The organism is Megasphaera micronuciformis F0359, from assembly GCF_000165735.1.
Taxonomy (GTDB): domain Bacteria; phylum Bacillota; class Negativicutes; order Veillonellales; family Megasphaeraceae; genus Megasphaera; species Megasphaera micronuciformis.
Genome location: NZ_GL538208.1, coordinates 376,299 through 401,956, shown reverse-complemented (window position 1 = coordinate 401,956; position 25,658 = coordinate 376,299). Strand labels below are relative to the sequence as shown.

Annotated in this window: 24 protein-coding genes and 1 riboswitch; of the genes, 2 read left to right on the top strand and 22 right to left on the bottom strand. The window is 46.9% G+C overall.

Translation table 11 applies throughout. The features are described 5' to 3' along the window. Window positions 1-45: 45 nt before the first annotated feature. Complete coding sequence (locus tag HMPREF9429_RS05620) at window positions 46-825, bottom strand: hypothetical protein (protein WP_006942304.1); 780 nt, start codon at window positions 823-825, stop codon at window positions 46-48. Between the two features lie 184 nt (window positions 826-1,009). Here HMPREF9429_RS05620 and HMPREF9429_RS05615 point away from each other — a divergent pair, with 184 nt between their 5' ends. Beyond that, window positions 1,010-1,735, top strand: coding sequence for a BUD32 family EKC/KEOPS complex subunit (locus HMPREF9429_RS05615; RefSeq protein ID WP_040774299.1), 726 nt, complete (start codon window positions 1,010-1,012; stop codon window positions 1,733-1,735). 47 nt (window positions 1,736-1,782) lie between these two features. On the opposite strand, the gene HMPREF9429_RS05610 is transcribed toward HMPREF9429_RS05615, so the two are convergent. The 20 genes from HMPREF9429_RS05610 to tig form a co-directional block, all read right to left on the bottom strand. After that, window positions 1,783-2,787: a nucleoid-associated protein gene (locus HMPREF9429_RS05610; protein WP_006942302.1), complete on the bottom strand. Its 1,005-nt coding sequence runs from the start codon at window positions 2,785-2,787 to the stop codon at window positions 1,783-1,785. Next, complete coding sequence (locus HMPREF9429_RS05605; RefSeq protein ID WP_006942301.1) at window positions 2,784-3,425, bottom strand: precorrin-8X methylmutase; 642 nt, start codon at window positions 3,423-3,425, stop codon at window positions 2,784-2,786. The genes HMPREF9429_RS05610 and HMPREF9429_RS05605 overlap by 4 nt, the downstream gene beginning before the upstream one ends. Beyond that, window positions 3,425-4,801 carry a cobyrinate a,c-diamide synthase gene (locus HMPREF9429_RS05600; protein ID WP_006942300.1) on the bottom strand — a complete coding sequence of 459 codons (1,377 nt, stop codon included), beginning with the start codon at window positions 4,799-4,801 and terminating at the stop codon, window positions 3,425-3,427. The genes HMPREF9429_RS05605 and HMPREF9429_RS05600 overlap by 1 nt, the downstream gene beginning before the upstream one ends. Next, window positions 4,782-6,014: a bifunctional cobalt-precorrin-7 (C(5))-methyltransferase/cobalt-precorrin-6B (C(15))-methyltransferase gene (locus HMPREF9429_RS05595; RefSeq protein WP_006942299.1), complete on the bottom strand. Its 1,233-nt coding sequence runs from the start codon at window positions 6,012-6,014 to the stop codon at window positions 4,782-4,784. Before HMPREF9429_RS05595 ends, HMPREF9429_RS05600 begins: the two co-directional genes overlap by 20 nt. Window position 6,015: 1 nt before the next feature. Continuing rightward, a complete protein-coding gene (gene cobK / locus HMPREF9429_RS05590) occupies window positions 6,016-6,771 on the bottom strand; it encodes a precorrin-6A reductase (protein WP_006942298.1) in 756 nt (251 codons plus the stop codon). Continuing rightward, entirely contained in the window at window positions 6,768-7,499 is a 732-nt protein-coding gene (gene cobJ, locus HMPREF9429_RS05585) for a precorrin-3B C(17)-methyltransferase (protein WP_006942297.1), read from the bottom strand. The genes cobK and cobJ overlap by 4 nt, the downstream gene beginning before the upstream one ends. Window positions 7,500-7,508: 9 nt before the next feature. Then, complete coding sequence (locus tag HMPREF9429_RS05580) at window positions 7,509-8,552, bottom strand: cobalt-precorrin 5A hydrolase (RefSeq protein WP_006942296.1); 1,044 nt, start codon at window positions 8,550-8,552, stop codon at window positions 7,509-7,511. Between the two features lie 10 nt (window positions 8,553-8,562). Beyond that, entirely contained in the window at window positions 8,563-9,321 is a 759-nt protein-coding gene (cobM, locus tag HMPREF9429_RS05575) for a precorrin-4 C(11)-methyltransferase (RefSeq protein WP_006942295.1), read from the bottom strand. Then, entirely contained in the window at window positions 9,318-10,031 is a 714-nt protein-coding gene (gene cobI, locus HMPREF9429_RS05570) for a precorrin-2 C(20)-methyltransferase (RefSeq protein ID WP_006942294.1), read from the bottom strand. The genes cobM and cobI overlap by 4 nt, the downstream gene beginning before the upstream one ends. Then, the gene (cbiD, locus tag HMPREF9429_RS05565) at window positions 10,031-11,170 is read right to left on the bottom strand and encodes a cobalt-precorrin-5B (C(1))-methyltransferase CbiD (protein ID WP_006942293.1); all 1,140 of its coding nucleotides are present in this window, start codon (window positions 11,168-11,170) and stop codon (window positions 10,031-10,033) included. Before cbiD ends, cobI begins: the two co-directional genes overlap by 1 nt. Before the next feature lie 57 nt (window positions 11,171-11,227). Further along, window positions 11,228-12,229 (bottom strand): sirohydrochlorin cobaltochelatase, encoded by a 1,002-nt coding sequence (locus tag HMPREF9429_RS05560; protein WP_006942292.1) that lies wholly within the window; start codon window positions 12,227-12,229, stop codon window positions 11,228-11,230. A gap of 19 nt (window positions 12,230-12,248) precedes the next feature. After that, on the bottom strand, window positions 12,249-13,034 hold the full coding sequence (locus tag HMPREF9429_RS05555) for an ABC transporter ATP-binding protein (RefSeq protein WP_006942291.1): 786 nt from the start codon (window positions 13,032-13,034) through the stop codon (window positions 12,249-12,251). Beyond that, window positions 13,034-14,020: a FecCD family ABC transporter permease gene (locus HMPREF9429_RS05550; protein WP_006942290.1), complete on the bottom strand. Its 987-nt coding sequence runs from the start codon at window positions 14,018-14,020 to the stop codon at window positions 13,034-13,036. The genes HMPREF9429_RS05555 and HMPREF9429_RS05550 overlap by 1 nt, the downstream gene beginning before the upstream one ends. Further along, window positions 14,020-14,970 (bottom strand): ABC transporter substrate-binding protein, encoded by a 951-nt coding sequence (locus HMPREF9429_RS05545; protein ID WP_040773929.1) that lies wholly within the window; start codon window positions 14,968-14,970, stop codon window positions 14,020-14,022. The genes HMPREF9429_RS05550 and HMPREF9429_RS05545 overlap by 1 nt, the downstream gene beginning before the upstream one ends. Window positions 14,971-14,979: 9 nt before the next feature. Further along, a complete protein-coding gene (locus HMPREF9429_RS05540; protein WP_232216650.1) occupies window positions 14,980-16,869 on the bottom strand; it encodes a TonB-dependent receptor plug domain-containing protein in 1,890 nt (629 codons plus the stop codon). 94 nt (window positions 16,870-16,963) lie between these two features. Further along, a riboswitch (cobalamin riboswitch) is annotated at window positions 16,964-17,141 on the bottom strand. A gap of 23 nt (window positions 17,142-17,164) precedes the next feature. Beyond that, window positions 17,165-17,821: a ribosome biogenesis GTP-binding protein YihA/YsxC gene (yihA, locus tag HMPREF9429_RS05535; protein WP_006942287.1), complete on the bottom strand. Its 657-nt coding sequence runs from the start codon at window positions 17,819-17,821 to the stop codon at window positions 17,165-17,167. Beyond that, a complete protein-coding gene (gene lon, locus HMPREF9429_RS05530) occupies window positions 17,821-20,133 on the bottom strand; it encodes an endopeptidase La (protein ID WP_006942286.1) in 2,313 nt (770 codons plus the stop codon). The genes yihA and lon overlap by 1 nt, the downstream gene beginning before the upstream one ends. Before the next feature lie 76 nt (window positions 20,134-20,209). Further along, complete coding sequence (clpX, locus tag HMPREF9429_RS05525) at window positions 20,210-21,463, bottom strand: ATP-dependent Clp protease ATP-binding subunit ClpX (RefSeq protein ID WP_006942285.1); 1,254 nt, start codon at window positions 21,461-21,463, stop codon at window positions 20,210-20,212. Between the two features lie 23 nt (window positions 21,464-21,486). Continuing rightward, window positions 21,487-22,095: an ATP-dependent Clp endopeptidase proteolytic subunit ClpP gene (gene clpP, locus HMPREF9429_RS05520; RefSeq protein ID WP_006942283.1), complete on the bottom strand. Its 609-nt coding sequence runs from the start codon at window positions 22,093-22,095 to the stop codon at window positions 21,487-21,489. A 20-nt stretch (window positions 22,096-22,115) separates the two neighbouring features. Further along, window positions 22,116-23,567, bottom strand: coding sequence for a trigger factor (gene tig, locus HMPREF9429_RS05515; protein ID WP_083801177.1), 1,452 nt, complete (start codon window positions 23,565-23,567; stop codon window positions 22,116-22,118). Between the two features lie 201 nt (window positions 23,568-23,768). Between tig and HMPREF9429_RS05510 the strand changes: the two genes are divergently transcribed. After that, window positions 23,769-25,286 carry a dihydrolipoyl dehydrogenase family protein gene (locus HMPREF9429_RS05510; protein WP_006942280.1) on the top strand — a complete coding sequence of 506 codons (1,518 nt, stop codon included), beginning with the start codon at window positions 23,769-23,771 and terminating at the stop codon, window positions 25,284-25,286. A gap of 106 nt (window positions 25,287-25,392) precedes the next feature. On the opposite strand, the gene HMPREF9429_RS05505 is transcribed toward HMPREF9429_RS05510, so the two are convergent. Then, window positions 25,393-25,596: a hypothetical protein gene (locus HMPREF9429_RS05505; RefSeq protein ID WP_006942278.1), complete on the bottom strand. Its 204-nt coding sequence runs from the start codon at window positions 25,594-25,596 to the stop codon at window positions 25,393-25,395. Window positions 25,597-25,658 lie beyond the last annotated feature (62 nt).

The following is a 25,658-nucleotide window of genomic DNA, read 5'->3' as shown; positions in this document are numbered from 1 at the left end:
GGCAGCCCCTCTCGGAGCTGCCTTTTCATTGCATTATCTACACTCTTATAAAGCTTTTTGAGGAACATACTGCGGTTCCTGTACATGATGATTATAAATGGATAAGGTAAGGGAGTCGGGGTAATGCGTAAAGTCTAGGAATTCACCGTCTGCAATATAGTAAACGCCGCCCTTTTGCGGAACTGCGCCGGTAGGATAAAGGCGTGCAAATTCTTCAGGACTTGTCTTGCAATCAAAGCCCGTCCGATCTAAACGACGATCGCCAGTTGCCTTAAAGGTAATCGATACGACACGGCCTGCTTCAAAGTCCATTTGTAATCCCAAGCTGTCGTAGTACCACGTTTCAACCTCAGACGTCCAGTTGGAACGAATAGGCTTGCCGTAAACAGCTTCAACCTGTGCCTTCGTTTCGCCGAGGTAAATACCCCCTACCGATTCATAGTGTGCCGCATAGTTATACGGCGACAAGTTCCACACATTATCGATAACGAGCTGTTCATGCATCCCCATGCCGCTGTGCTTAATAACAATATCACGAACCCGTTCCGGTTCCTGAATCTTAAAGTTACCGACGGTTTCTCTATCCGTGCGAGCAACAGAGCCGCTCAAAATGGGGCATCCGTTAATATTACCGCCTTCAAGTGACATAATGAATTGGCCGTCGGCTGCATACCAATTCTTATTCCACTGGTTAACCATAGCCTGTGCCGTTGCTACGTCTACAGGTTGTGCCGCAACATCCCGGGCTTGAGCAAATTGCCCCGGAAGTGTAGCCAGGGAAACGGCAAGTGCAGCAAATAACAGACCTTTTTTCGTAGTTTTCATAAAGTGCCTCCAATTAATAACTAAATAACATGAGTTTCTATAATTCTATACTATGGCTATAAATTCGTCAAATACGGCTCTGCAACTTATGAAGTCCTGTAACGATATTCTCCTGTTCATTGACAGAAAAAACAGTCCTGTCTATACTGAATTTATACTGATTTACGTCAAAGAAAGGTACATTATGTTGGATAAAAAGCTGAAATCAGCCGCCTTACTGGCTATTGAAAAAAATGCTCAACGTCGCGTCATTCCCTTTATATATAACGATATAAATTACTATATTAAGCGCCGCATGAGCAACGGACGTAACACCTTTGCCAAGAGCAGTCCCGATACGGCTTTCTACAGAGAAGCTTATAAAATGCTTTCTGTAAATGAAGCGGTTCCCTTGGCCCCTCCCGTTGTCTTATTATGCGATGACTTTATCGTTACCGAGGACACGGGAACCCCTTTACAAGTAGTAGCTAAAAGACTCTCGGTTGAAGAAAGTAAGAATATTTTCTTTAACGCCGGACACGCCTTGGCGACCCTTCACTCTCACGGATTTTGGCACGGTCGCCCGGCAATCCGCGACATTACATGGCATGGACAAGAACAAAAAATCACCTTCCTGGACTGGGAAAATAAGGTGCCTTTTTTAAAAACCGACCCGCAAACCATCGACTTATTTCTCTTTCTTCAAAGTTGCTTCCGTGAAGAATGGCCGACAAACGAATTAATTGACAGTGCCGTTTCAGGCTATTTATCATTGCCTTCAGAAAAGGAACGCTTCGCCGACGTACGCGCTTTTATTCAAGACCACAGCCGCATCTTTGCAGTTTGCCGTGTTCTTTCCGTTTTTCACTGGATTGATGTTCTCTCTGTAGATATGACGGCATCATATGTGATGAACCTGTCCAATAAATAAGGCTAGCACTTAAAGGCCATGACCTTACAGGTCATGGCCTCTTTGTTTTACTTATTAATAATTTTACCGATTCCCTTTAATTCAATAGACAAGGTTCCGTCAGGCCTTGTGAAAAATTGTATAAAATCGGGATTTTCCATATAGGCGGACGGAAAGGTAATTTCAATACCCGTATCCGTCTTTATTTTATGTACCGTGCCCGTCCGTTCTGCGAAACGAGATTCCACTTTCACTTCTTTCGGTATGTCTTTGGCCTGTCTCAGTTTCTCCGTAAAGGTACCCTGCAAAGAGGGCTCGCCTGCAAAGGCGGCTTCACCGAAGGCTTGAGGAGCAAAGTTGCTGCCTGTTTCAGCCGTTTGTGCCAAATACTGTTTCCCTTTGGCCAGTGCCTCGACAGGGTTCTTACCGTATTCTTCGGCTACTTTGGTCAGTAACTTTTCGGTCTTTTTCACTGTTTCCTTCCCGGATAATACAGTCGTACATTGTAAAATCAACTCAGGCAAAGCATACACGTCTTCGCCGTTAATACTTCGTTTCTTATCGACAAAGCGAAGCGTAAAGTCGCTTAAGTCTATAAATACATAGGCCTCCGCCTTTTGCATCAGTCCCGGTAAAACGGCCTGATATTCAATAATCTGACTATACACCCCATCCTCATCCGTCATAATCCGGTGTGTATAAGCCGTGCGGTTTTCCAAAAAGAAAAGGGCAATGCCTTCTCTTTGCGCCTCATCCTTAAAAGAAACGACCAAAAGATCTGTCGTATCTGCCTCAGCCTGAAGTTTCAAACTCTCGAAAACCGCTTTAGCCAAACCGTCGGCCAACTCCTGAAAGGATAAGTCTTGAGATGCATAAGCTTCCAACTGTCGTTTAACTGCCGACGTTTCATAAAATATACCCGTTCGCCCGGCCGGATCGTGTAACGACTTTTCGACACGCTTAGACACATAATCATCGACAGTCTCAATAGATAAATCTAACTCTTTTTGAGAAAGAAGGCACATGCTTGTGCCGAAATCCAAAACATGAAGTATCGCCTTTTGAATCATCATTTCGTATCTTCGCCTCGTATAACCTTATATAAAAGAGCGTTGAAAATAGCAGCCGCCACATTACTGCCGCCCTTACGGCCTGCGGCAACTATATAAGGAACCTTGCAGGTCATGATTCGTTCCTTGGCTTGAATAACGTTGACAAACCCGACAGGCACACCGATAACCAAGTCCGGTGCTATCTTACCCTCATCAATTAAATCAGCCAAGCGAAACAGTGCAGTAGGTGCATTTCCTACGGCCACAATAAGCGGGCCTTTTATATCGCAAGCCTTATCCATACTGGCTGTAGCCCGCGTCGTTCCATTCGCCTTAGCTTTTTCAGCCACCTCTTCGTCTGCCATGTAACATATCTTTGCGCCGCCCGTCTTCTTCAAAGCCCCTGTATTAATACCGGTGCGGGCCATATTGGTATCCGTCAGGATGGTACACCCGTGACGAATGGCATTCAGTGCCGACTCGACGGCATTATCACTGAATCGAAGCTTATGAGCGTATTCAAAATCCGCACTGGTATGAATAACCCGTTTAATAATATCCTTCTTATCCGGATCCAGACGCACTTCTCCCAACTCTTCCTCAATAATTTGCATACTTCTCTTTTCAATATCTTGCGGTAATACATGTTCTATATCCATTATTTCTCCTTCTTGCGAAAATTGACGCAAGCTCTTACAAATCGTTCGGCGGCCTTTGTTTCTCCGCTAAAGTGAAAATGCGGATAGCCGGCAAAAATACTCCCTTTAGCAAAAACCGCCTCTCCCGCCGCACGTCTTCCCCTCTTCGTAATAGTAAAGGCTGACCCTGAGTCGGTACTTTGCGAGTAATGAAATTCATGAGCCCTCATCGTCTCTGCAGCGGAATATAACAGATTATCTTCATGAGCCGTCATTTCGGCATAACCGAATCCGACCAATCGATTCGTCATGGAAATTCTGCCCGGCACGACATGAACCATGGGTAATACTGTTCCTTCATGCCGGAAACTTTCGGCCAAGTACATATAGCCGCCACATTCTCCTACACAGGGGAGACCCGCCTGAACGGCTTTTTGAATACTGAAACGCATAGACTCATTATTACTTAATGTTTCGGCATAAAGCTCCGGATACCCGCCCCCTATATAGAGACCGTCACAAGGCGGCAACTGTTTATCATGCAGAGGACTGAATTCAACAATCTTTGCACCGTAACGAACCAATTCATTCAAACCGTCTTCATAATAAAAACAGAAGGCCTCATCCCTGGCAACGGCTATGGTTGCCTGACCGACCGCTTTTATATCTTTGGGTATATAAGATACCGGAGGAGCTTCCTCTGCCAGAGCCGCTAAGCCGTCTAAGTCTATATATTCCAGAGCCGCTTCTGCCAAAATCCCTGCTTTATGCTGTAAATCATCTATCTCATCCGCCGTTACAAGTCCTAAGTGGCGACTTTTCAAGGCCCCGTCCGGTAAATCCGGAAAACACCCGTACGCCTTGAGGCCCGATTCTTTTTCCCATAACTCCTTATAAAAGAGGTAGACTCCGGGCTTTATATGATTGACAATAAAGCCGACAACATGACTGTCCCTGCGAAACTCGGCAAGCCCTTTCAGTACGGCTGCTGTCGAAAGAGCCGATCCTCTTCCGTTAACGACAAGAACAACCGGTGTTTCCAATCGACATGCCGTGTCATAAGCACTGAAATCGCTTGAAAGTCCCAGTCCGTCATAAAATCCCATAGCCCCTTCAAGAACGCAAATATCCGCCTTTTCTCCATGTCGAGAAAGGATTTCCTTACATACATCTTCTCCCTTGCCGTGACCGCCGCACAAAAAAAGATCCAGATTATGAGCTTCTACTCCCGTTACGGCACGATGAAACATGGGGTCTATATAGTCGGGTCCGACTTTAAAAGCCTGTACACCGAGTCCTTTACGCTTAAAACCCCCTGTTACGGCCATGACGACTGTCGTCTTACCGCTACCGCTGGACGGAGCGGCCAATAAAATTCTACTTACTCTGACCTTCATACTCCGCCTCCTTGCGATAGGCCGTCATAACATAAACGGGATTATGCCCTTCCATTAAGGTATACGGACCGACCCGCCTACCCTCGGAAGCAAATAATTGTGTTGTTTCCAATTCATAATCCGTATGTTCTTTATAATAAGCCGTCACGGCTCCCGCCGTTTCCAAGGTAATGGCCGTAATAACAATCCGACAGTAAGCATTCTTTTTATATAATATATCTAAAATTTCTTTCAAATTTCCCTTTGTTCCGCCAATAAAAACTCGATCGGGGCATGGCATATTTACGATTTTTTCCAAGGCATTGCCGCGAATAATTTCCAGATTACATGCGTTAAACCGCTCCTTATTAGCTTCTGCCAACGTAGCGGCCTCTTCATTTATTTCAAAGCCGTACACCTTACCGTACGGCACTTGAAAGGCCAATTCTACGGAACAAGACCCTGTCCCGGCACCTATGTCGTAAACGATGTGATCGGCTTCGGGGCGAAGCTTCGATATAGCCAAGGCACGTACTTCCTGCTTCGTCATCGGCGCCTTGCCTCTCAAAAACAGTGAATCATCCCAACCGTGAACAGGAGTGACTATCGGCTGAGCCCCTTCGTTTTCAACGACCATGACGGCTAAAGGATCGAATACCTCTTTGGCGCCTTCAGATGCCGTTAAGGTACAAATCCGTTCCTCTTCATATGAAAGGCGTTCTCCTACCGTTACCTTAACCTGCCCCAAGCCGTTGCGACAAAGCTCTTCACATAAGTCCCGAACGGACCCGCCTTTTCCGCCGGTAAGGCAAAAGACCTTTTTATGTGTCATAACGGCACCGGTAAGGTTTCCGTCTCTGCCGTGACGGCTCATGAGATACATATCATCCCAACTCGTAGACGTGCGTGCCGCAAAATAGACGAGACTGCTGATACCGGGATGACGAACGATTCGGCAACCCGGTATATCTGTAAGTAACTTGGCCAAGCTATAAAAACCCACATCTCCCGACACGAGAACGGCAAGACAATCTTTCTTTTCATCTGCTTCCAGCACAATTTGCCGAATCTCATCAACCTTATATGTTTGTATGCACCGTTTCCCCTCAGTCATTTCAGACAACAGTCGTGTATCACCTACAACGATTGTCGCCTCATTCAAGGCTTTTTCGGCACTTTTGGTCAACAGCTCCGAAGACCCCGGACCTGTCCCGATAATATGGACTGTCAGCATCTCATGCCTCCGTCTGACTCTTTACAAAATCCCGTATTTCTTCATACGAACTTCCCGCATCTTCAGGTCGTTCAATAACGATCAGCTTAGCTCTTGCGGCTCGGGCGGCTTCCAGCTTCTGTGAAAATCCGCCGACGGAACCGGAATTCTTCGTTACGACCCAAGAGGATTGAAACTCTTTAAACATAGCCGTATTCAAGTCTACGGAAAAAGGCCCCTGCATAGCAATAATGCGAGACGGTATATACCCGTTGTCCAAGGCCTTATCAAGTGATTCTCGAACAGGCAAAATACGCGCTACAAGCCGCTGTTCATAATTACGTATAGTCGCAAACTTATGTAAATCCTTACTACCCGTCGTAAGAAAAATTACACCTTCTTTTTCATCAAGCCATGCCGCCGCCTCTTCAACAGATGAAAATCGCAGGCAATCTTCTTCATCCGTCGGCGGTCTTAACAGCCGCTTATAAACGACACCTTTTTTTTCGCAAACGCGACGCATCGTCTCTGTCACCATGGCCGCATAGGGATGCGTCGCATCGATGGCCAAGTCCGGTTTAAATTGATCTATAAATTCCGCCATACCCCTGTCATTAAGACGCTTGTCAAGGACGCTCACATTGGGCTTATCAATAATTAACGAGGCTCCGTATTCCGTAGCCACCGTAACGGCTAATTCTACATTTTCATCGGCCAGATCTTCTGCCAACAGGCGGCCTTCCGTCGTACCTGCGGCAATCCATATCCGCAAACTCATAAGCGGTAACCGCGCGGCGTTACCATCTTATCTTTAATAATCCTTGTACGACTGTTACCGATAATGACGGTCGTAAACATATCGACTTGAGCATCCGTTGCTTCGGCCAATGTCATAATACGCACCGACTCTTCACTTCTACCGATATTGCGCACAATGCCGACAGGCGTTTTATCCTCTCTGTAATTTCGGATAATCTGACAAGCCTGCTTCAAATAATCGGGCCGCCCCTTGCTGGCCGGATTATATAAACAAATGACAAAATCCGTCTCCGCCGCCGCCTCGACGCGTTTCATAATCTTTTCCAACGGTGTCAATAAATCACTCAAAGAAATAAGGCATGAATCGGCAACAAGAGGAGCCCCCAATAAGGCACCGCCCGATCCGGCTGCCGTAATGCCCGGGACAACCTCAATATCCACATCGTCATACGCTTCGGCCACTTCATACATAATGCCTGCCATACCGTAAATACCCGCATCGCCGCTCGAAACCATGGCTACGGTTTTTCCTTGCCGTGCCGTTTCCACAGCAGCCTTACAACGCTCCGTTTCCTTTCTCATACCGGTAACGATAAATTCTTTATCCGCAAAATCGGCTTTAATCAAATCGATATAAGTTGTATAGCCTGCAATAACATCACATTCATGCAAGGCGGCTACGGCCCTGTAAGTCATGTCCTGCTTACCGCCGGGACCGAGACCGATAACATAAATTTTTCCCTTCATCACTGTCTCCTATTTCCATGAAATCTCTTTCTTTTCTACAAACACGGCTACAGTCATTCCGTCACGATGTTGCTTACGAACAAGGGGTACGCTTTCTTTCGCTGCGGCCGCAGCTGCTCGTTCACACACATTATCCGTCCCGACTTGGGAACGAACGAAATCGGAAGTCGTAAAAATTCCCGGTACCTTCATTAATTCTCCGGGCGAATAGGTGCGCAAAGGCACGCCGAACCGTTCGGCACATTCAATCAATCCCTTTTCATCAGCCTTAACATCGACGGTATTAACATCCGCTACACTTAGTGGAGATAATTTCGACATTTCCAGCACCTCACGTATGTACCCTTCGAGATCTTCAACGCTTTTACCGCGTCGACAGCCGACGCCGACATGTAAAAACGGCGGATAAACACATACGGTCTTCGCAAACGGATGCGTATCCGTTCTTACAGTAACGGCCATGCCCGCTTCCTCATGTATTCCTTCTGTAAGTCCCGGCGGCAAACTGCCCGTTAAAGGAAAGTCACTGACAACACCGGCGCTTCCTCTTGCGAGCAAAGAAGCGGCAAAATCTTTAGCTGCCTTTAAAGACGATAAAAAGAACCCCTTGCGTGCCGCCCATTCGTCAACAGCGAATAAGCCGTTAACGTCTGTTGCCGTCGTTATAACCGGCACGGCCCCCAAGTGACGAGCCAACATACGGGCAATCTCGTTGGCACCGCCAATGTGTCCCGACAAAAGAGGAATGACAAAAGTTCCTTTTTCATCCGCCACGAGAACCGGTGAGTCCGAATCCTTTCGTTTGACTAACGGAGCCACGAGACGCACGGCAATACCGGCCGCACCGACTACAATCAACACGTTTTTCTGAGAAAAAGCCTCGGCTGCAAGAACCGAAAAGCCGTGAGGTGAAGTTTCAAAAAGCTTATTCTTTTCAACCTGACGAACCGTCGTAAAAACACGTGATTCCACGCCTTCTTGCAAAAGTGCCTCATTGATTTTCAGAGCCGTCTCACCGCCATGCTTTGTAAAGAAAAATATATATGCCTTCATGAGATGCCCTTTATTCCTTATTGCCCTTTCTGAATCCGTGAGTAAATTCGGGATCGTATAATTTACTCCGTTCATAGGCCGATGACAAGAAAGGTCCCACCAGAATAAGTGCCGTATTCTTTAAATGATGTGCATGAACCGTTTCCGCCAAGGTTCCTACAGTACAACGATATACTCTTTCTTCGGGCCACGAGGCCTTATATACGACAGCCGCCGGCGTTTGCGCCGTATAGCCGCCTTCAACCAATTGAATTGCCAATTTTTCAACAAGCCCCGTGCTGAGAAAGACAACCATCGTCGTTCCGTGCTGTGCATAATCGACAATGGTCTGTTTATCGGGTACGGGCGTCCGTCCGGCTGTTCTCGTAATGATTACCGATTGGCTAATACCCGGCAAGGTGTACTCAGCCCGTAACGCTGCAGCGGCTGCAGAAAAAGAGCTGACCCCCGGCGTGTAATCATAGTCAATCCCCTTTTTATCTAAGGCATCCATCTGTTCTCTTATGGCGCCGTACAAGCACGGATCTCCCGTATGCAGGCGAACCGTCACAAACCCTTTTGCCTCTGATTCCTCCATGGCTTTTAATACTTCTTCCAAGGTCATGGAAGCACTGTCTTTGACAATGCAGCTTTCTTTAGCATTCGTTAAAAGTTCTTTATTGACCAAGGACCCGGCATAAATAATAAGATCCGCTTCCTCTAAAAGTTTTTTACCCCTTACAGTAATTAAATCGGGGGCTCCCGGGCCGGCTCCGACAAAATGTATCATATCAATTCTTCTTTCTTAACGAGAATAACTGAAAAATAACTATGAGGAACGGTTCCTTCAAGTGAAGAGAAGATTTTCTCTTCCTTCGTACCGCATTGTTGTACCATAGATGCCATTGAAATTAGCCCCTTTTTTTCTAAAAGAGGTCTTATTTTGTCATTGGCTGATGACGGCTTCATGATAATCGTATTTCCCGGCACATCGAGAAGGTCTGCCAAATCATTGCGATTCGCAGGCACCACCAGAAGAGGTTCATCTTTCTCACATAAACTCGTCCCCAAGGCCGCTGCCGCCGCGCAAAAACTGGTGACACCCGGAACGATTTGTGTATCATACCCGGCGAGGGCGACTCGTCTTTCCACATAAGAACATGATGCATATACAGTAGGACAACCGAGTGTAAATAGAGCCGCATCTTCTCCCTTATCCAAATACGCCTCTATAATTTCCGCATTCTTTCTATGAGCCTCTTCTAAAATTTCTTCACTTCGAGTCATGGGAAAGGCCAATTTAACAATCGTCTTGGATGCCTGCAAGTCTTCATCCGCATAATCCGCGGCAGCTTGCAAAATCCGACCGGCTGTCTCCTTATCCGGCCCGCTTTGAGGAATAAACCATACGGAACATTCTTTCATGAGCCGCAAAGCTTTCACAGTAACCAGTTCGGGATCTCCCGGCCCCAAGCCGATGCAATACAATCTTCCTTTCATTATTTTCCTCCTCCGTGAAACCGGATTAGTTCAGTTGCGCCTTGCGTCATCCCCATAATTCCGCGCTTATTGGAAAATAAGACGGCTTCCGTTTTCAAAGCTCCGTGTACGCGTGCCTGCATATAATAAGCAACCTTCTCCGTCGCCTTTTGCAAGACCGGCTCCAAAACGCCCGCCTCTTCCAGTATGTCAAGAGCCATATCCGTCGTCAGACTTTCATAAACGGCCTTACCCGTCTCTACACAAGCACCGGCAAACATGGCTTCCATAGCCAGGAACGTAGTTCTGCCGTCACCGTATCGGGAATGGGTATTCATAATTCCCTGGGCCAGTTTTAGCATCTTACCGACATGACCGATTAAAAGTACGTCCTTAAACTGCAAGTACGCCGCATAATCGAGCATTTCACCGACATAATTACTGCATGTAACTCTGTCTTGCGTATTCATTTGCCATTCCGAAGCGGCAAAATCGACGCCGTAATTACCGAAAAAGGCCAGTAAGTGCTCATCTCCCGCGGCTCGACGAGAATTCATTTCTACGTGAATCGTATCGATTAAAGCCTGCTCGCTCATAGGATCGACGATACCCGATGTTCCCAGGACCGATAATCCCCCTACAATACCCAGTCTGGGATTAAAGGTCTTACGTGCCAGTTCTTCGCCTCCGGGAATGGATATAGTGACTTCCAGTCCGCCCTTATACTTAAAATCGTCCATCACCTTGCGCACCGCTTCCGTAATCATACGCCGCGGCGTCGGATTGATAGCGGCCTCGCCGACAGGTGACGACATTCCCTCTTTAGTCACCGTGCCGACACCCTTACCGCCCTTAAGAATAATATCGTCTCCGTACGCATAGGTCACGGTGGCAAAAATAAGGAGGCCGTCGGTTATATCCGGATCATCTCCCGCATCCTTTCGAACGGCGCAAGTCGCTGTGTTTTCAAAAAAAACGGCATCCTCTGTTTCCAAGTCCAACGTAACGCCCTTAGGCGTTTCAACACGTACCGTATCCACATTTCGGTGTGAAAACAGCATCATAGCCGCCGCACTCGCCGCTGCCGTCGCACACGTACCCGTAGTGTAACCGCAACGCAATTTTTTGCCGTCTTTTACAGCATAGTATTCCCGGTCCATAACCTCGGCCTCTCCTTCTAAATGAGATACATTACCGAATTATTGTACCACGTTCAATTATTCTTTTTCCAGTGCATCCCAAGCTTCATTAGCCCGTTCTACGAACATCTTTCGAACCGCCTGATTTTCTCCTAAGCCGTGAATATACGTCTGTACCTTAAAGCCTTCTTTTTCCAAAATACTCTTATGTGAATCAGGTTCAGCTCCTGCCATATCGTTGTTGGCATGGTCGCCGGCAACCATCATCATAGGCATAATGGTAACTTCTTTAATTCCCTTGGCCTTCAATTGCGGAATAACCGTATCCAAATGGGGCCAACCTTCTACAGAATAAATGTACACATTTTTAAGTCCTGCCGAATCGATACGATTTTGTACAACGGAATAGTATGCATTAGCCGGGTGGGGAGTACCGTGGGCCATGACGAGAACCGCCGTATGATTATCTGTCTTCGGCAACTGCGTTTTCAAAGCCTCGACGAATTCAGCCACGTCGTCACGCTGATCTTCCTGACCCATCCAGTACATAATAGGCGTGCCTACAGTCATCTTCTTGAAATCATTTTTATACAAGTCGTAAATAGCCGTATCATATGCATATTCCATACCGGGAATAACATCGAGAGACGTAATGGCTACACGCGTATAGCCTTCTTTTTTGAGTTGATCCAATGCTTTTTCGGGAGTGGGAATCATCTTTCCTTCTTTTTCGGCAATACGATCCACAATAATATGAGATGTAAACGCCAAGACCGTCTTTACATCGGGATGGGCAGCCTGAATATCGGAAACCGTCTTTTCAATCGTCTTGACACGACTGTCTTTGTACGTCGTGCCGAAGCTGAGCACGAGAATAGCATCCTTGTTTTTTTCTTTAGCCAATTCCGGTGTTTCATGCTTTCTCACACCGATTTCGGCAGCCTGCTTCAAAGCGGGCGTCGCATCCTTTACTTCCGGATTCAACGTATATCCGGCCTGTGCGGGAAGGCCCGTAAAAGTTCCTAAAGCAAGACTCGCCAAAGATACTGCACAGAGTCGTTTCAACATACTTTTTTTCATTGCTACCACCTCATAAAATTTATTTATTTCCTGACGGCATGAGCACCGTCTCGCCATTGGACGAAACGAACTCGTTCACGTTCAGGTCAAACACCTGTTCCACCAACTGACGCGTAATTACTTCGTCAGTCTTCCCGTACGCTTGTATGCGGCCGTCTTTCATCGCTACCGTATAGTCGGCATAAAGGGCTGCCTGATTGATATCATGCAAAACAATGACGATGGTCATTTGTCGCTCTTTCTTTAACTTCACCAGTAAATCCATAATTTCCAACTGGTGGCGTATATCCAAATAGGTCCCCGGTTCATCTAAGAGCAACAGTTGCGGCTCTTGCGCCAAGGCCATAGCCATACGTACTCGCTGTCTTTCGCCTCCCGATAAGGTATGTACCTGTCGCTGCGAGAATTCACTCGTCCGTGTAATCTCCATCGCATTCTTTACAGCAGCCTTACCGTTACGGTCATCACTGCGTAGAAAACTTTTATGAGCAAACCGTCCCGCTTCTACCAGTTCCTGAACCGTAATACGATGGGGAAACTCGTCCTGTTGTGTCAAAATAGCCATCTTACGAGCTAATTCCTTACGCTTGTACGTCCGAATACTTCGCCCGCTTAAGGTAATCTCCCCGGCTGACGGTTGTCGCAGACGACACATGCAACCCAAAAGGGTACTTTTACCGCATCCGTTCGGCCCGATAACGGCAGTAACGGCATGTCTTTCAATATGTAGATTCAACCCGTGCAGCACTGTCTTACCGCCGGCTTCACACGATAAATCGCTAACCGTAAGAATGGAATCGGCCATTATACATCCCTCCTTAACAGGAAGAGAAAAAACGGAGCTCCCCAAAATGCCATGATGACCCCTACAGGAAGCTCCATAGGTGCTAACAGCAACCGTGCCAAGGTATCGCTTAGGGTGACCAACATAGCTCCCAATAAAGCTGAAGCGGGCATAATATACCTATAATCCGTACCGATAATAAGACGTGCCACGTGAGGCACAATAAGACCTACAAACCCCAATAAGCCGGCTACACTCACGGCACTGGCAGCCAAAACAGCGGCTATGGCCGTAAAAACGACACGTGTCAACTCCGTATTAAGCCCTAACCCTTTAGCCGTATCGTCACCCAATTGAAGAATATTCAAATAATAGGCTCCTCCTACGGCCGTCAAAAAGCCGGCCAGCGAATAGGGCCAAATGAGGGATACATCAACCCAACTCTTCGCCGATAGCCCGCCGACCATCCACATCAAGGCCCCGTGTACCCGGTCACTGTAAAAAATCAAAAGGCCGGAAATGCAGGCCCCTAACAGAGCTGATACGGCTACGCCGGCGAGGATCAGTCGTACGGGACGAATCCCGTTTTTCCATGCCAAGACATACACCAGTCCGGCGGCCGCCATGGCACCGCAAAAAGCGGCCGGTACAATGAACGAGGTATAGGCCGGAAAAACCAGCATAACTGCAATTCCCGCCAGCCCGGCCCCGGACGAAACACCGATAATATGCGGATCCGCCAGGGGATTCTTCATAACAGCCTGCAAAACGGCTCCCGACAGGGCCAGATTAATGCCTACAAACATGCCCGTAACGGTACGAGGTAACCGAATATTGCGAATAATCTGATCCGTCGTCGATTGTCCGTCTCCGTAAAGAGCCTGAATGACGGCCTGCAAATCAATCTGCGCCGCTCCCTGAGACACGGATAAAACGGCAAAAAAGGCAAGAAAAGCGGCCATAAAGAGTAAAAGAGACAATCGTTTTATACCTTTTTCAGCACCCATCAATGTAATTCTCCGTATACGGCCCGACCCATATATTCCACGCTTTCCGGATAATTTAGACCCGGATTTAATAAGAAGAGATTTTCAGGAAGTACATAGACACGACCGTTTTTAACGGCTTCCAAAACGGACCATGCCGGACTGTTTTGAAATTCGGTCTTCATCTTCTTCTCCACTTTTTCTTTCTTTCCCATAGTCGTAATGAAGATGATATCCGGATTGTCCTGAGCCAGTTTTTCCATAGAGTACGGCACCTGGGCATCACTTGATGTAACTTGTCCGTCAGCCGCTACATTATCAAGCCCCAGAATGTCGGCACAGCTTCCGGCAATGGAGTTCTTCATTTCTACGGATACTTGACTGGGCGTAGCGTGAATAATAGCGATCTTCTTATGATTTCCCGGGAATTTATGACGAATATCCTCAATTTTTTTATCCATATCCGCAATATGTTGTTCAGCTATTTCCTTTTTATCAAAAATCTGCCCGAATATAGTCATATTCCGCTTTACATCATCATACGTTTTAGAGGTGAGAACCACAACCTTGATTCCGTTTTGTTCAAACAAGGGAACCAACGCCTCGTGTTGCGACTTGCTGGCAATAATCAGGTCCGGCTTTAAGGCAATAACCGCCTCGGCACTGACATTAAAAACAGGCCCTACTTCCGGGACGGACTGATAGCTATCGGGAACCTTTGCGTCGTCCGACTTAATCGTCGGTCTACCTGCCAGTTCACCGCCTACATCGGCGGCAAAATTCATAAGAGATGATGACAACACTACGACTCGCTGCGGCTTCTTATCAAGAGTTACCGTTTTTCCCGTATCATCCGTAATAACGGCATAAGCCTGACCGGCGTTTTGTGACGTATCACTTTTATCCGAACCGCACCCGCAAGCAACAAGTGCGAAGACGGCCATACACAAACACAAAAGTTTCTTTACCATAAAAACTCCTTAAAACGAATACTTCATACCGAATAAATAGCTGCGACCGCTGTCCGGATAACCGTGATATAAATCATAACCGTCATCGGTCAAATTATGAACGACGCCGTACAGGGTAAGTCGCTTATTGGCACTGTAGCTGGCATTGAGATCCCACGTTGCATACGTTTTCTTGACATAATACCGATCTTCTCGGCCCGTTCCGGCTGACAGTTGCAAATTTACCTTCCATTTACCCTCATGATATTGCAATGAAGCTCGATACCCGTTGGGTTGACTATTGGACGGATCTCTTCGCATACCGCGACCTTCATCGATTTTAATCTTCGTATACGTATATGCCAACTCCCAATCCCAAGCCGCACCTATTTTATGCTGTAACGACAAATCGATTCCTCGTTTATCTTCCTTATTGAGATTGCGAACTTCATAAGGAGTGATGCTACGATCCCAACGAATGGCATCATTCAAATAACTGTGAAAAAGACTGAAGCGCAACAACGTATTTTTAGTCATCGCCCAATCCAATCCCACAGTCTGAGAATATCCGCTTTCAGGCTTCAGATCCGGATTGCCGCGTGACCGAGCCCCGTTATAATACATATCATTCAAACGAGGGGCCGTATAAACCCGGCTCCACGAACCGTATATATTTAAATTGTCGCCGGCACGATATTCTACAGCCAGTCGCGGCGTCTTGTGAAAACCGAAATGACTGTTTTTGTCCAACCGCAAGCCCGGTGTAAACGACCATTTTTTATAAACGATCATATCTTCGCCGTATACGGCCCTGTTCGACTTCTTTTTATTCTTATAATTAGCTCCGTCATTGGAACCCGAATCCAAGGTCCATTCCGTCCCTAAGGTAAAGAAATGATACTTCGTCATCCACGAGCGTTCAGCCTGAATCCCCTGCGTTCTTGTATGGAAACGGTTGGTCCACCACGTTTTCGAATAGTCGTTAAAATACCGAATATGTCCGGGCGTACTCGTATTTTCTCTGAAGTTCCACGTAAAGCTCACATTATTGCTAAGCCTTTCCAGGGGTTTATACTGCTTGACCGAAAATTTTCGGTGAGCGATGCCGTACGGAGAATCAAAGCTGACCGCATGCCCTCGTGAATCTTTATGCGAAATATCCAAGGTCATAGATTGCGACTTGTTCAGCTTTCTATCCATACGGAAGGTCAAAGACTTGGCCCGATTATCACCTGCCGCTTTATCCGATCGAGCACTTTCGGGAAACTTATAATAATCCTTTTTATCAAGGCTTCCCGACATGAACCAACTCGTATCTCCCTTTGATCCTTCCTGTAGAAGACTGTAATATTCCTTTCCCCATGAGCCGAAAGCCGTATCGAAAACCGTCCGATTTTTCTTACCTTTTTTTGTAATAATATTAATCGTCCCGCCTACGGAGCCGGCACCGTAACGGACCGACCCGGCTCCTTTGACAACTTCAACGGCACTGATATTATCGACCCCCGGCAAGGTCGACAAGTCAACCATCCCCCGACCGTACGACGAACCTTGTGCATTGGCCAGACTCTGTCCATCTACGAGAATATTGACTCTGTCGTCACCGTTAATCCTCACGAAAGAAGTGGCCCCGGGAACCATACTGTTTAACGTGACCCCGTTCACTTGCCGTAACACATCTTCAACCGTCTTATAATTGTTGGCACTGATTTGTTTTTCCGTCACAACCGTTTTTTGTGCTTCCGGCAATTCCGCTCCGCCGTAAGCTCCCGTGTTTCGATAGGCCGTTACAATAATCGGTCGCGTAGTTACGCGAATCGTCGTATCCTTATCATCATCTCCGGCAGCACCGTATACGATACTTCCCAAAGACAGAACCGCACAGCAAAGACAGGCCGATACTCGTCGTTTTTCCGACAAATCGATTCCTCCAAATACAAAAAAGGCCGCAAGATATCACCTTGCAGCCTCTGCTGTTTTGCATAAATCTCCTACCCATCGCTCGCAGGTCATACCGGTGACTCTTCGTCAGGCAGTTCTTCTGGCTCGGCATCATCGGTCGATTGCGCCTTCCCGCATTTCCATGCAGTGACATCTTGCAATCTCCCTCTTCCTTACAGCGGCGGGACCGCGCCGGTATTGCACCGGACTTCTCTGTTAGGTCGTTAGACACCTGACTGTACCTTATTCTTTTTTAGATTACGTTATGAATATATCATACCGTATGCTCATAGTCAACGAAGCGCCCACGGACTACGTCATAGAATCTTTCTATGAGTCGATTCTTACCTTGCCCCTTTAAAGACGAGTAAGCAAGAGCTGCATATTCCGTAGGAAATAAACGATTAATCTCGTTTAAATTTTTTTGCTTTTCCGATTGATTCAGCTTATCCGACTTAGTGCAGACAATCTGTAAGGGAATGTCATTGTTACGAAGCCATGCATAGGCTTCTCCGTCCAAATACAGCCCGGGATGACGCAAATCCACTAAGAGGCATAACAGAACCAATCTTTTTGACGACTGAATATAGTCACCGATAAAACGACTCCACAAATCCCGATTCTTACCGCCCGTCTTGGCAAAGCCGTAACCGGGTAAGTCGACAAGGTATACGGGGTGTCGTGTCGACTCGCCATCAACGCGTTCACGAAGTTCTCCCGTAAAGAAGTTTATAGTCCGTGTCTTCCCCGGTGCTCCGCTGACCTTAGCCAAGCCGCGCTGATTGCATAAGGAATTGATGAGACTGGATTTCCCTACATTGGAACGGCCTAAAAAGGCAATTTCCGGCCGTTCCTCGCAAGGATATTGCTTGGCTTCAACGGCAGATGTTAAATACTTGGGATTAATCAAAGCTATATCTCTGCGTTCCATTATTTCACCAACGCCTGTTCCAGTACTTGATCCATGTGGTTTACGAAAACGAATTTCACATCGTCTTTGACAGTCTGCGGTACATCGGACATATCTCTTTTATTGGCTTCAGGTAGCAGAATTTTTTTGATTCCTGCCCGGTGTGCAGCAATGACCTTTTCCTTAATGCCGCCTACGGGAAGAACATTGCCGCGCAACGTAATTTCTCCCGTCATAGCTACATCATGGCGCACAGGTTGTCCCGTCAGTGCCGACGCAATGGCCGTAGCCATGGTAATGCCTGCCGAAGGTCCGTCTTTGGGAATAGCGCCTTCAGGCAAATGAATGTGTATGTCCGTCTTCTGATTGAAGTCGACGGGAAGATCCAACGATTCGGCACGACGGCGCACATAGGTAACAGCGGCCGTAGCCGATTCCTTCATGACATCACCCAACCGGCCTGTCAAAATAAGGGAGCCCTTTCCGGGAACGGTAGCCACTTCCGTTTCCAAGACCTCTCCTCCCACTTGCGTCCATGCCAAACCCGTGACCAAGCCGACAGCGTTCTTCTGCTTTCTTTCAGGAGTCAGGAACTTGACAGGTCCCAAGAAATCGGGTAAGCGCTTAACGGTAACAGATAAGTCGGCATGTTCTTCCAGCAAAACGGCTTTGGCCAATTTGCGGCAAACGGCTCCGATAGTCTTTTCCAAGGTTCTTACACCGGATTCTCTCGTATAATCGCGAATAATACGCCGTAATACGCTGTCAGAGAACTTAATCCCTTTTCCTTTTAACCCCGTTTCTTTCAATTGCTTGGGTACTAAATACTTCTTGGCAATTTGTACCTTTTCATCTTCCGTATAACTGGAAAAGTCGATAATTTCCATACGATCCAACAAGGGGCGGGGAATATTTCCCGCCACATTGGCCGTCATGATCCAGAAAACCTTCGACAAGTCATAAGGCAAATCGATGAAATGATCCGTAAACGTATCATTTTGTTCCGGGTCCAATACTTCCAGTAAAGCTGCCGACGGATCACCGCGCAAATCCGATGCCAGCTTATCCACTTCATCAAGAAGAAAAACCGGATTTTTCGTACCCGCCTGCTTCATACCCGTTATAATTCGGCCGGGCAAAGCCCCGATATAAGTTCGACGATGACCGCGAATTTCCGCTTCATCCTTTACGCCGCCCAAGGAAACACGCACATACTTACGACCCATAGCCGAGGCGATAGAGCGGGCAATACTTGTTTTACCCGTGCCGGGCGGACCTACAAGGCATAAGATAGGACCCTTAGCCGAGTCGGTTAACTGCCGTACGGCCAAATATTCAATAATCCGTTCCTTCACCTTTTCCAACCCGTAGTGATCATGTTCCAATACGGTCTGCGCATTTTTCAGATCCCGATTATCTTCCGATTCTTTCGTCCACGGCAAGGCCAGGACCCAATCTATATACGTACGGACAATAGCCGACTCAGCCATCATGGGCGGCATCTGATCAAGGCGATCCGTTTCCTTTAGCAACGCCTTTTCCACATACTCGGGCAAGGCCGCCTTCTTAATCGTCTCGCGTAACTCATTAACTTCCGCGTCTTTATCTACCTTATCACCCAATTCACCGTGAATGACGCGAATTTTTTCGCGCAAATAATATTCCCGCTGTTGTTTATCGATTTGGGTACGAACTTCCTTGGAGATTTCCGCTTCCAAGCGGGCAATATCCGTTTCAATATCGAGAAGTCCCGTTACACGTCTAAGTCTTTCACTTACATTGGACGTTTCCAAGAGTTGCTGTTGAACTTGAAGTTGCACAGGCAGTTTGGAAACTATAAAGTCGGCCAAGACACCCGGACCGTCAACGGACTGCAGGCGTTCCGTAATTTCTTCACCGTCTTTAACGCGTTTCAGCCATTCTTCAAAGCGCTTGTACATGACGCGCCGCAACGCTTCCTCCTCCATAGGATCGCCCATGAATTCGGGAATTTCTTCAACAGCTACTTCCAGGTATGCGGCCCGTTCCGAAAAGCCGTTAATGACGGCACGATACAATCCGTCTACAAGAATACGAATACCGCCGCCGGGCATGCGAAGCATCTGCTGAATTTTGACCAAAGTACCGATGTGATAAATGCCGTCTATGCCGGGATTTTCTTCACTTTCGTCTATTTGTGTGGCCACCATCAGAAGACGATTGGTATCCATGGCCTTTTCAACGGCTTCCATAGAACGTTCCCGACCGATATCAATATGACTCACCAATTTAGGAAATACGACAATCCCTCGAAGCGTGACGAGGGGTACGGATATTATATTGCTTTCTTCCATTTGTTTCACCTTCTTTTCCGCAAGAGCTCGTTAGAAAAAGAGAACTCATTTCCTTGGCAGAAAATGAGTTCTGTAACTACGAATCCGATGATCTCAATTTTAGCTGAGGAGCCTTGCCGTCAACAACACTTTCTTTAGTGACAATACACTCTTCCACATCCTTACGCGAAGGTGCATCAAACATGACATCCAGCATAATCCGTTCAATAATGGAGCGAAGACCACGAGCACCCGTCTTACGACGCAGCGCTTCTTCGGCAATGGCTTTTAGAGCATCATCCGTAAACGTAAGTTTTACGTCATCCATGCCGAGCATCTTCTGATACTGCTTAACAAGAGCATTTTTAGGCTCCGTCAAAATATGTATCATCGCTTCTTCATCTAAGGGATTTAACGTAACCAGCACGGGAAGTCGACCGATCAATTCGGGAATGAGACCGAACTTCTGCAAGTCCGTAGGAATGATTTCTTTCAACAGTTCTTCTACCGATTCTTCATTTTTCTTATGAATATCGGCGCCGAAGCCCATGTTTTTCTCCGTACGGCGACTGCGAATAGTCTTATCGATGCCGTCAAAGGCACCGCCGCAAATAAAGAGAATATTCGTTGTATCGATTTGCAACATTTCCTGATGAGGATGCTTACGACCTCCTTGGGGAGGTACATTGGCTTCCGTACCTTCGAGGATTTTCAACAAAGCCTGTTGAACGCCTTCTCCGGAAACATCACGTGTAATCGACGGATTTTCAGACTTTCTGGCAATCTTATCGATTTCATCGATATAGATAATGCCTCTTTCAGCCTTGGCAATATCAAAGTCCGCCGCCTGAATCAATTTGAGCAGGCAGTTTTCCACATCTTCCCCTACATAGCCGGCTTCAGTCAGACTCGTCGCATCGGCAATAGCAAAGGGAACGTCCAGAAACTTGGCCAACGTTTGTGCCAACAAGGTCTTACCGCTACCCGTAGGACCGACCATGACAATGTTTGATTTCTGTAACTCCACATCGTCCTTGTCCTTGTTGCTGTTGGACTGCAAGCGTTTGTAATGATTGTATACGGCTACAGACAAAGTTTTCTTAGCCGCTTCCTGACCGATAACATAATCGTCCAGGTTTTTCTTGATTTCATGAGGGGTAGGCAATTCCTTCATTTCAAAGGCCGGTGCTTCTTCCTCTTCTTCCAGTTCGTCGTCCAGAATCGTCTGTGCTACATTAATACATTCGTCGCAAATATAGACTCCCGGACCGGCGATCAGTTTCTTTACGTCGTCTTGCGTACGTCCGCAAAAACTGCAACGCGGTTCATCTTTATGAGTGTCTTTCGGCAACTTTCCTTACCCCCTTCCGGATTTTAGCCTTTTACGGCCGCATCACCCGGTCTGATAAGGATTTCATCGACAAGGCCGTATGCTTTGGCTTCTTCGGCAGTCATGAAGTTATCCCGTTCCGTATCCTTTTCGATAACGTCCACAGGCTGACCTGTATGAGTTGCCAAAATGCCGTTTAATTCTTTGCGCATACGCAGGATTTCGCGAGCGTGGATTTCAATATCCGACGCCTGACCCTGAACTCCGCCCAAGGGTTGATGAATCATGACCTGCGAATGAGGTAATGCAAAACGTTTTCCCTTCGTTCCCGCCGTCAGAAGAACGGAAGCCATGGAAGCTGCCGAACCTACGCAAATAGTGGAAACATCGGGCTTAATATAACGCATGGTATCATAAATAGCCATACCGGCGGTTACGACACCGCCGGGGCTGTTAATGTATAAATGAATGTCCTTATCGGGATTATCGGCTTCCAAAAACAGAAGCTGAGCAATCACACTGTTGGCGACCGTATCGTCAATAGCTCCCGTTAAAAAGATAATGCGATCCTTTAATAAACGCGAATAAATATCGTAACTGCGTTCACCTTGAGACGACTGTTCTACGACAATCGGTACATATTGCATTTTCATCGTAAGGCTCCTCTCGGTTCTTACGCTTCCGGTGCATCTTCTTTCTTCTTAGTAGTCCGTTTAGTCGTTTTTTTATCCGGCTTTGCTTCTGCCTCTTCATCTTTGGCAGCGGCTTTCGTAGCCGTCTTCTTGGCCGGTTTCTTTTCGGCTTTTTCTTCTTCAGCCTTTTCCTCCTTAGCGTTCGTATCTACGGCATTGGAAAGGATGAAGCCGGCAGCCTTCTTGCGGCCCACGGACTGTACGAGCATCGGAATGCGTCGTTCTTTCATAATAATCTTATAGACTTCCTGCGGATCGGCACCGAAGTTGCGAGCCATCGTAATGATTTCCGCCTGAAGATCCAATTCTTTGACTTCAATATGTTCAGCATTGGCAATGGCTTCGAGAACGAGGTCCATCTTGACGTTTTCCTTGGCCGCATCCAGATACTGAGCACGGAAATCTTTTTCATCCTGCTTCGTATATTCCAAATAGTCGTGAAGGTGCATGTTCTGAGCCTGTAATTTCAGTTCGAACTCTTCAACCATCTGATCGACTTTCTGTTCGACCATCACTTCGGGAATATCGACGGATGCATTGTCAATAGCTTTCTTCAAAACTTCGTTGTTAAAGGCTTCCGTAGCTTTAAACTTAGCACTCTTTTCAAGGCGTCCGCGAACGTCGGCCTTCAATTCGTCAACAGTCTTGAATTTGCCTACAAGTTCCGCAAAATCGGCATCGACGGGCGGCAATTCGCTGCGTTTAATATCCTGAACGGTTACGGCAAACACGGCTTCCTTACCTGCCAGATCCTTCTGGAAGTAATCTTCCGGGAAAGGAACTTTTACATCCTTGCTGTCACCGGCTTTCAAACCGATGAGCTGTTCTTCAAAGCCGGGAATAAAGCTGCCCGAACCGATTTGCAAAGGATATGCCTTACCTTCACCGCCTTCAAAGGCAACGCCGTCAATGGTTCCTTTAAAGTCGATAACGGCATAGTCACCGTCTTCAACCTTGGCACCTTCCGGAGCGGGAGCCATTTTTGCATGTGTTTTCTGCAAGTTTACCAATTCTTTGGCAACGTCTTCATCCGTTACTTCAACGGCTTCCTTAGCAGCCTTAATGCCTTTATATTCACCCAATTTAACTTCCGGTTTCTTCGTGAGCGTAGCTTCAAAGACGAAGTCTTTGCCCTTTTCATCGCAAATGCGGTTAATATCCGGATCCGTTACGGGCGTAATTCCTTGTTCCTGAAGAGCATCGTTGTACGCCTTCGATGCAACAACTTCAAAAATTTCTTCTTTTACGGCATCTTTACCTAAGAAGCTTTCCAACACCATGCGCGGTGCCTTCCCTTTACGGAAGCCGGGAATATTGACACGGTTTGCAAGATTCTTTACAGCCGCAGCAGCACCCTTGGCAGCATCTTCAGCAGATACTTCGATATGCAAGGTTACTTTATGTTGGTCTACTTCATTAACGGTTACTTTCATTCTGAACAGTTCCTCCTCATGGTTCTTATGCCTATATTGATTTATCGAAATCATTTTAATACGTTTATCATCATATCACAGATTATAAGGGTTGACAAGAAACGGCACGCCGGACTTTAACCTTTTGTCCTTGCAAAAATCGCCACTTCGGCTATAATGATTATAAACTGTACTTCATTTGTATAGAAAGGATGTTTCATCATGCACAAACACTATGATTTAGTTGTTATAGGCACGGGCGCTGCCAACATCGTTGTGGATGCCGCAGTTCGTCAGGGCCTTCATATAGCCATTGTAGAAAAGGGGAAGTTCGGGGGCACCTGCCTCAACCGCGGCTGTATTCCCACCAAAATTCTGGTAACGGCCGCCAACTACGTCCGTGAAATAAAGGAAGCGGAACGCCTAGGCGTCGTATCCGGTCCGGCCTCTATTAATTGGCAAACCGTTTCCGACCGCCTTTGGGGCTTTTTAAATCCCGCCTCTCAAGGAACCAGAGACTACTACGCGTCTATGGAAAATATCGATATTTACGAAGGTACGGCTTCTTTTACAGATAAAAAAGACCTGCACATCAATCTGAATGACGGTTCGCAAGCTGATATTTCGGGTGATAAAATCATCCTCGGTACGGGGGCAAAAACAAATATTCCTGTCCTTCCGGGCTTGGAAGAAGCCGGGTATGTTACCTCGGAAAGTCTCTTCGGCAATAAATATCCGCAAAAGCCGTATAAGAGTTTAATCATTGTCGGCGGCGGCCCCATCGGTTGTGAGTTCGGCCATGTTTTCAATGCGGCGGGCACAAAGGTCACTATTGTTCAACATAACGTTCGCCTCTTACCTAAGGATGACGAAGATGTCTCGGCCTTCTTACTCACACAATTTAAAAATTACGGTATAGACGTAGAATTAAATAAAGACACGGTCTCCGTCGAACTAAAAGACGGACTCAAAGTTCTCCGTTTTAAAGACCGCTCGACAGGTGAAGAAGGCAGCGTTGCCGCTGAAGAAATCCTTATCGCTCCGGGCGTTAAACCGACGACAGATCTTTTGCACTTGGAAAATACGGATGTTACGCTTGACAAACGAGGGTACATTGAAACGAATGAATTTCTTGAAACAGCGGCCGAAGGAATTTGGGCTCTCGGCGATATTAACGGCTTAGCTCCCTTCCGCCACAAAGCCAACTACGAAGCGGAAATCATTTCCCACAACCTCTTTGAAAATCACGAACCGAAGGATTGGCGTTGGGCCAGATACGATCTCGTCCCGGCAGTAACCTACACCTATCCTGAAGCGGCACAAGTAGGCCTTACGGAAGCAAATGCAAAAAAAGCGGGATACGACGTGGATATTGCCGTCAACCATTACTCGACGGCAGCCAAAGGCTATGCCCTCGGCTTTGAGCAAGGAAATCCCGACGACGGTTTCGTAAAACTCGTTATCGACAAAAAAACGAAACACCTCTTGGGTGCTCACATTATCGGACATGAAGCCTCTATTCTCATCCAACCCTTCATTAACCTTATGAATGCCGGCCCCCAACCTTTTGTCATTCGTCACGAAGAAATCGCCTCACCGACAGTCAAAAAACTGCGTGAAAGCGGCCTGACCCGCGATCTCGTACCTCAGTCCGTTTACACCATCGGCGAAACCATGACGCCCCATCCGTCCTTACAGGAAATCACCATGTGGACGAGATACTACTACGAACATAAATAAGATCAATACATAAGCGGCTATAGCAAAAATGCTATAGCCGCTTTAATGTTACCCGTACTCCGGGCCGTATCGCTACGATTGACCCGTAATAAGGACTGTGTCTCTTTTATCCCTTGTATTTCTCAATATTTTCCTTTATATAAGATATTATTTCCTGAAAGTCCAGATCTTCCGGCTTGGAGCCGTATAGTTTTTGCTTCAATTCCTGCAGTTCGTTAATAGTCGCTTCATCCGCATTAGCCCCATGCGCATACCCTAAAGCCTGAAACACGCCTTCCAACAAAACATCTTTTTGCATCAATGTAGCCATTACGGCACCTCTTTCTGTGTATATAGTACAGTGTGTATGATGCGAATTATATCATATGTCGT

Excerpts from the sequence above, each read along its gene's own strand:
- HMPREF9429_RS05620 (WP_006942304.1), bottom strand. The coding sequence starts at position 825 with ATGAAAACTACGAAAAAAGGTCTGTTATTTGCTGCACTTGCCGTTTCC.
- HMPREF9429_RS05615 (WP_040774299.1), top strand. The coding sequence starts at position 1,010 with ATGTTGGATAAAAAGCTGAAATCAGCCGCCTTACTGGCTATTGAAAAA.
- HMPREF9429_RS05610 (WP_006942302.1), bottom strand. The coding sequence starts at position 2,787 with ATGATGATTCAAAAGGCGATACTTCATGTTTTGGATTTCGGCACAAGC.
- HMPREF9429_RS05605 (WP_006942301.1), bottom strand. The coding sequence starts at position 3,425 with ATGGATATAGAACATGTATTACCGCAAGATATTGAAAAGAGAAGTATG.
- HMPREF9429_RS05600 (WP_006942300.1), bottom strand. The coding sequence starts at position 4,801 with ATGAAGGTCAGAGTAAGTAGAATTTTATTGGCCGCTCCGTCCAGCGGT.
- HMPREF9429_RS05595 (WP_006942299.1), bottom strand. The coding sequence starts at position 6,014 with ATGCTGACAGTCCATATTATCGGGACAGGTCCGGGGTCTTCGGAGCTG.
- cobK (WP_006942298.1), bottom strand. The coding sequence starts at position 6,771 with ATGAGTTTGCGGATATGGATTGCCGCAGGTACGACGGAAGGCCGCCTG.
- cobJ (WP_006942297.1), bottom strand. The coding sequence starts at position 7,499 with ATGAAGGGAAAAATTTATGTTATCGGTCTCGGTCCCGGCGGTAAGCAG.
- HMPREF9429_RS05580 (WP_006942296.1), bottom strand. The coding sequence starts at position 8,552 with ATGAAGGCATATATATTTTTCTTTACAAAGCATGGCGGTGAGACGGCT.
- cobM (WP_006942295.1), bottom strand. The coding sequence starts at position 9,321 with ATGATACATTTTGTCGGAGCCGGCCCGGGAGCCCCCGATTTAATTACT.
- cobI (WP_006942294.1), bottom strand. The coding sequence starts at position 10,031 with ATGAAAGGAAGATTGTATTGCATCGGCTTGGGGCCGGGAGATCCCGAA.
- cbiD (WP_006942293.1), bottom strand. The coding sequence starts at position 11,170 with ATGGACCGGGAATACTATGCTGTAAAAGACGGCAAAAAATTGCGTTGC.
- HMPREF9429_RS05560 (WP_006942292.1), bottom strand. The coding sequence starts at position 12,229 with ATGAAAAAAAGTATGTTGAAACGACTCTGTGCAGTATCTTTGGCGAGT.
- HMPREF9429_RS05555 (WP_006942291.1), bottom strand. The coding sequence starts at position 13,034 with ATGGCCGATTCCATTCTTACGGTTAGCGATTTATCGTGTGAAGCCGGC.
- HMPREF9429_RS05550 (WP_006942290.1), bottom strand. The coding sequence starts at position 14,020 with ATGGGTGCTGAAAAAGGTATAAAACGATTGTCTCTTTTACTCTTTATG.
- HMPREF9429_RS05545 (WP_040773929.1), bottom strand. The coding sequence starts at position 14,970 with ATGGTAAAGAAACTTTTGTGTTTGTGTATGGCCGTCTTCGCACTTGTT.
- yihA (WP_006942287.1), bottom strand. The coding sequence starts at position 17,821 with ATGGAACGCAGAGATATAGCTTTGATTAATCCCAAGTATTTAACATCT.
- lon (WP_006942286.1), bottom strand. The coding sequence starts at position 20,133 with ATGGAAGAAAGCAATATAATATCCGTACCCCTCGTCACGCTTCGAGGG.
- clpP (WP_006942283.1), bottom strand. The coding sequence starts at position 22,095 with ATGAAAATGCAATATGTACCGATTGTCGTAGAACAGTCGTCTCAAGGT.
- tig (WP_083801177.1), bottom strand. The coding sequence starts at position 23,567 with ATGAAAGTAACCGTTAATGAAGTAGACCAACATAAAGTAACCTTGCAT.
- HMPREF9429_RS05510 (WP_006942280.1), top strand. The coding sequence starts at position 23,769 with ATGCACAAACACTATGATTTAGTTGTTATAGGCACGGGCGCTGCCAAC.
- HMPREF9429_RS05505 (WP_006942278.1), bottom strand. The coding sequence starts at position 25,596 with ATGGCTACATTGATGCAAAAAGATGTTTTGTTGGAAGGCGTGTTTCAG.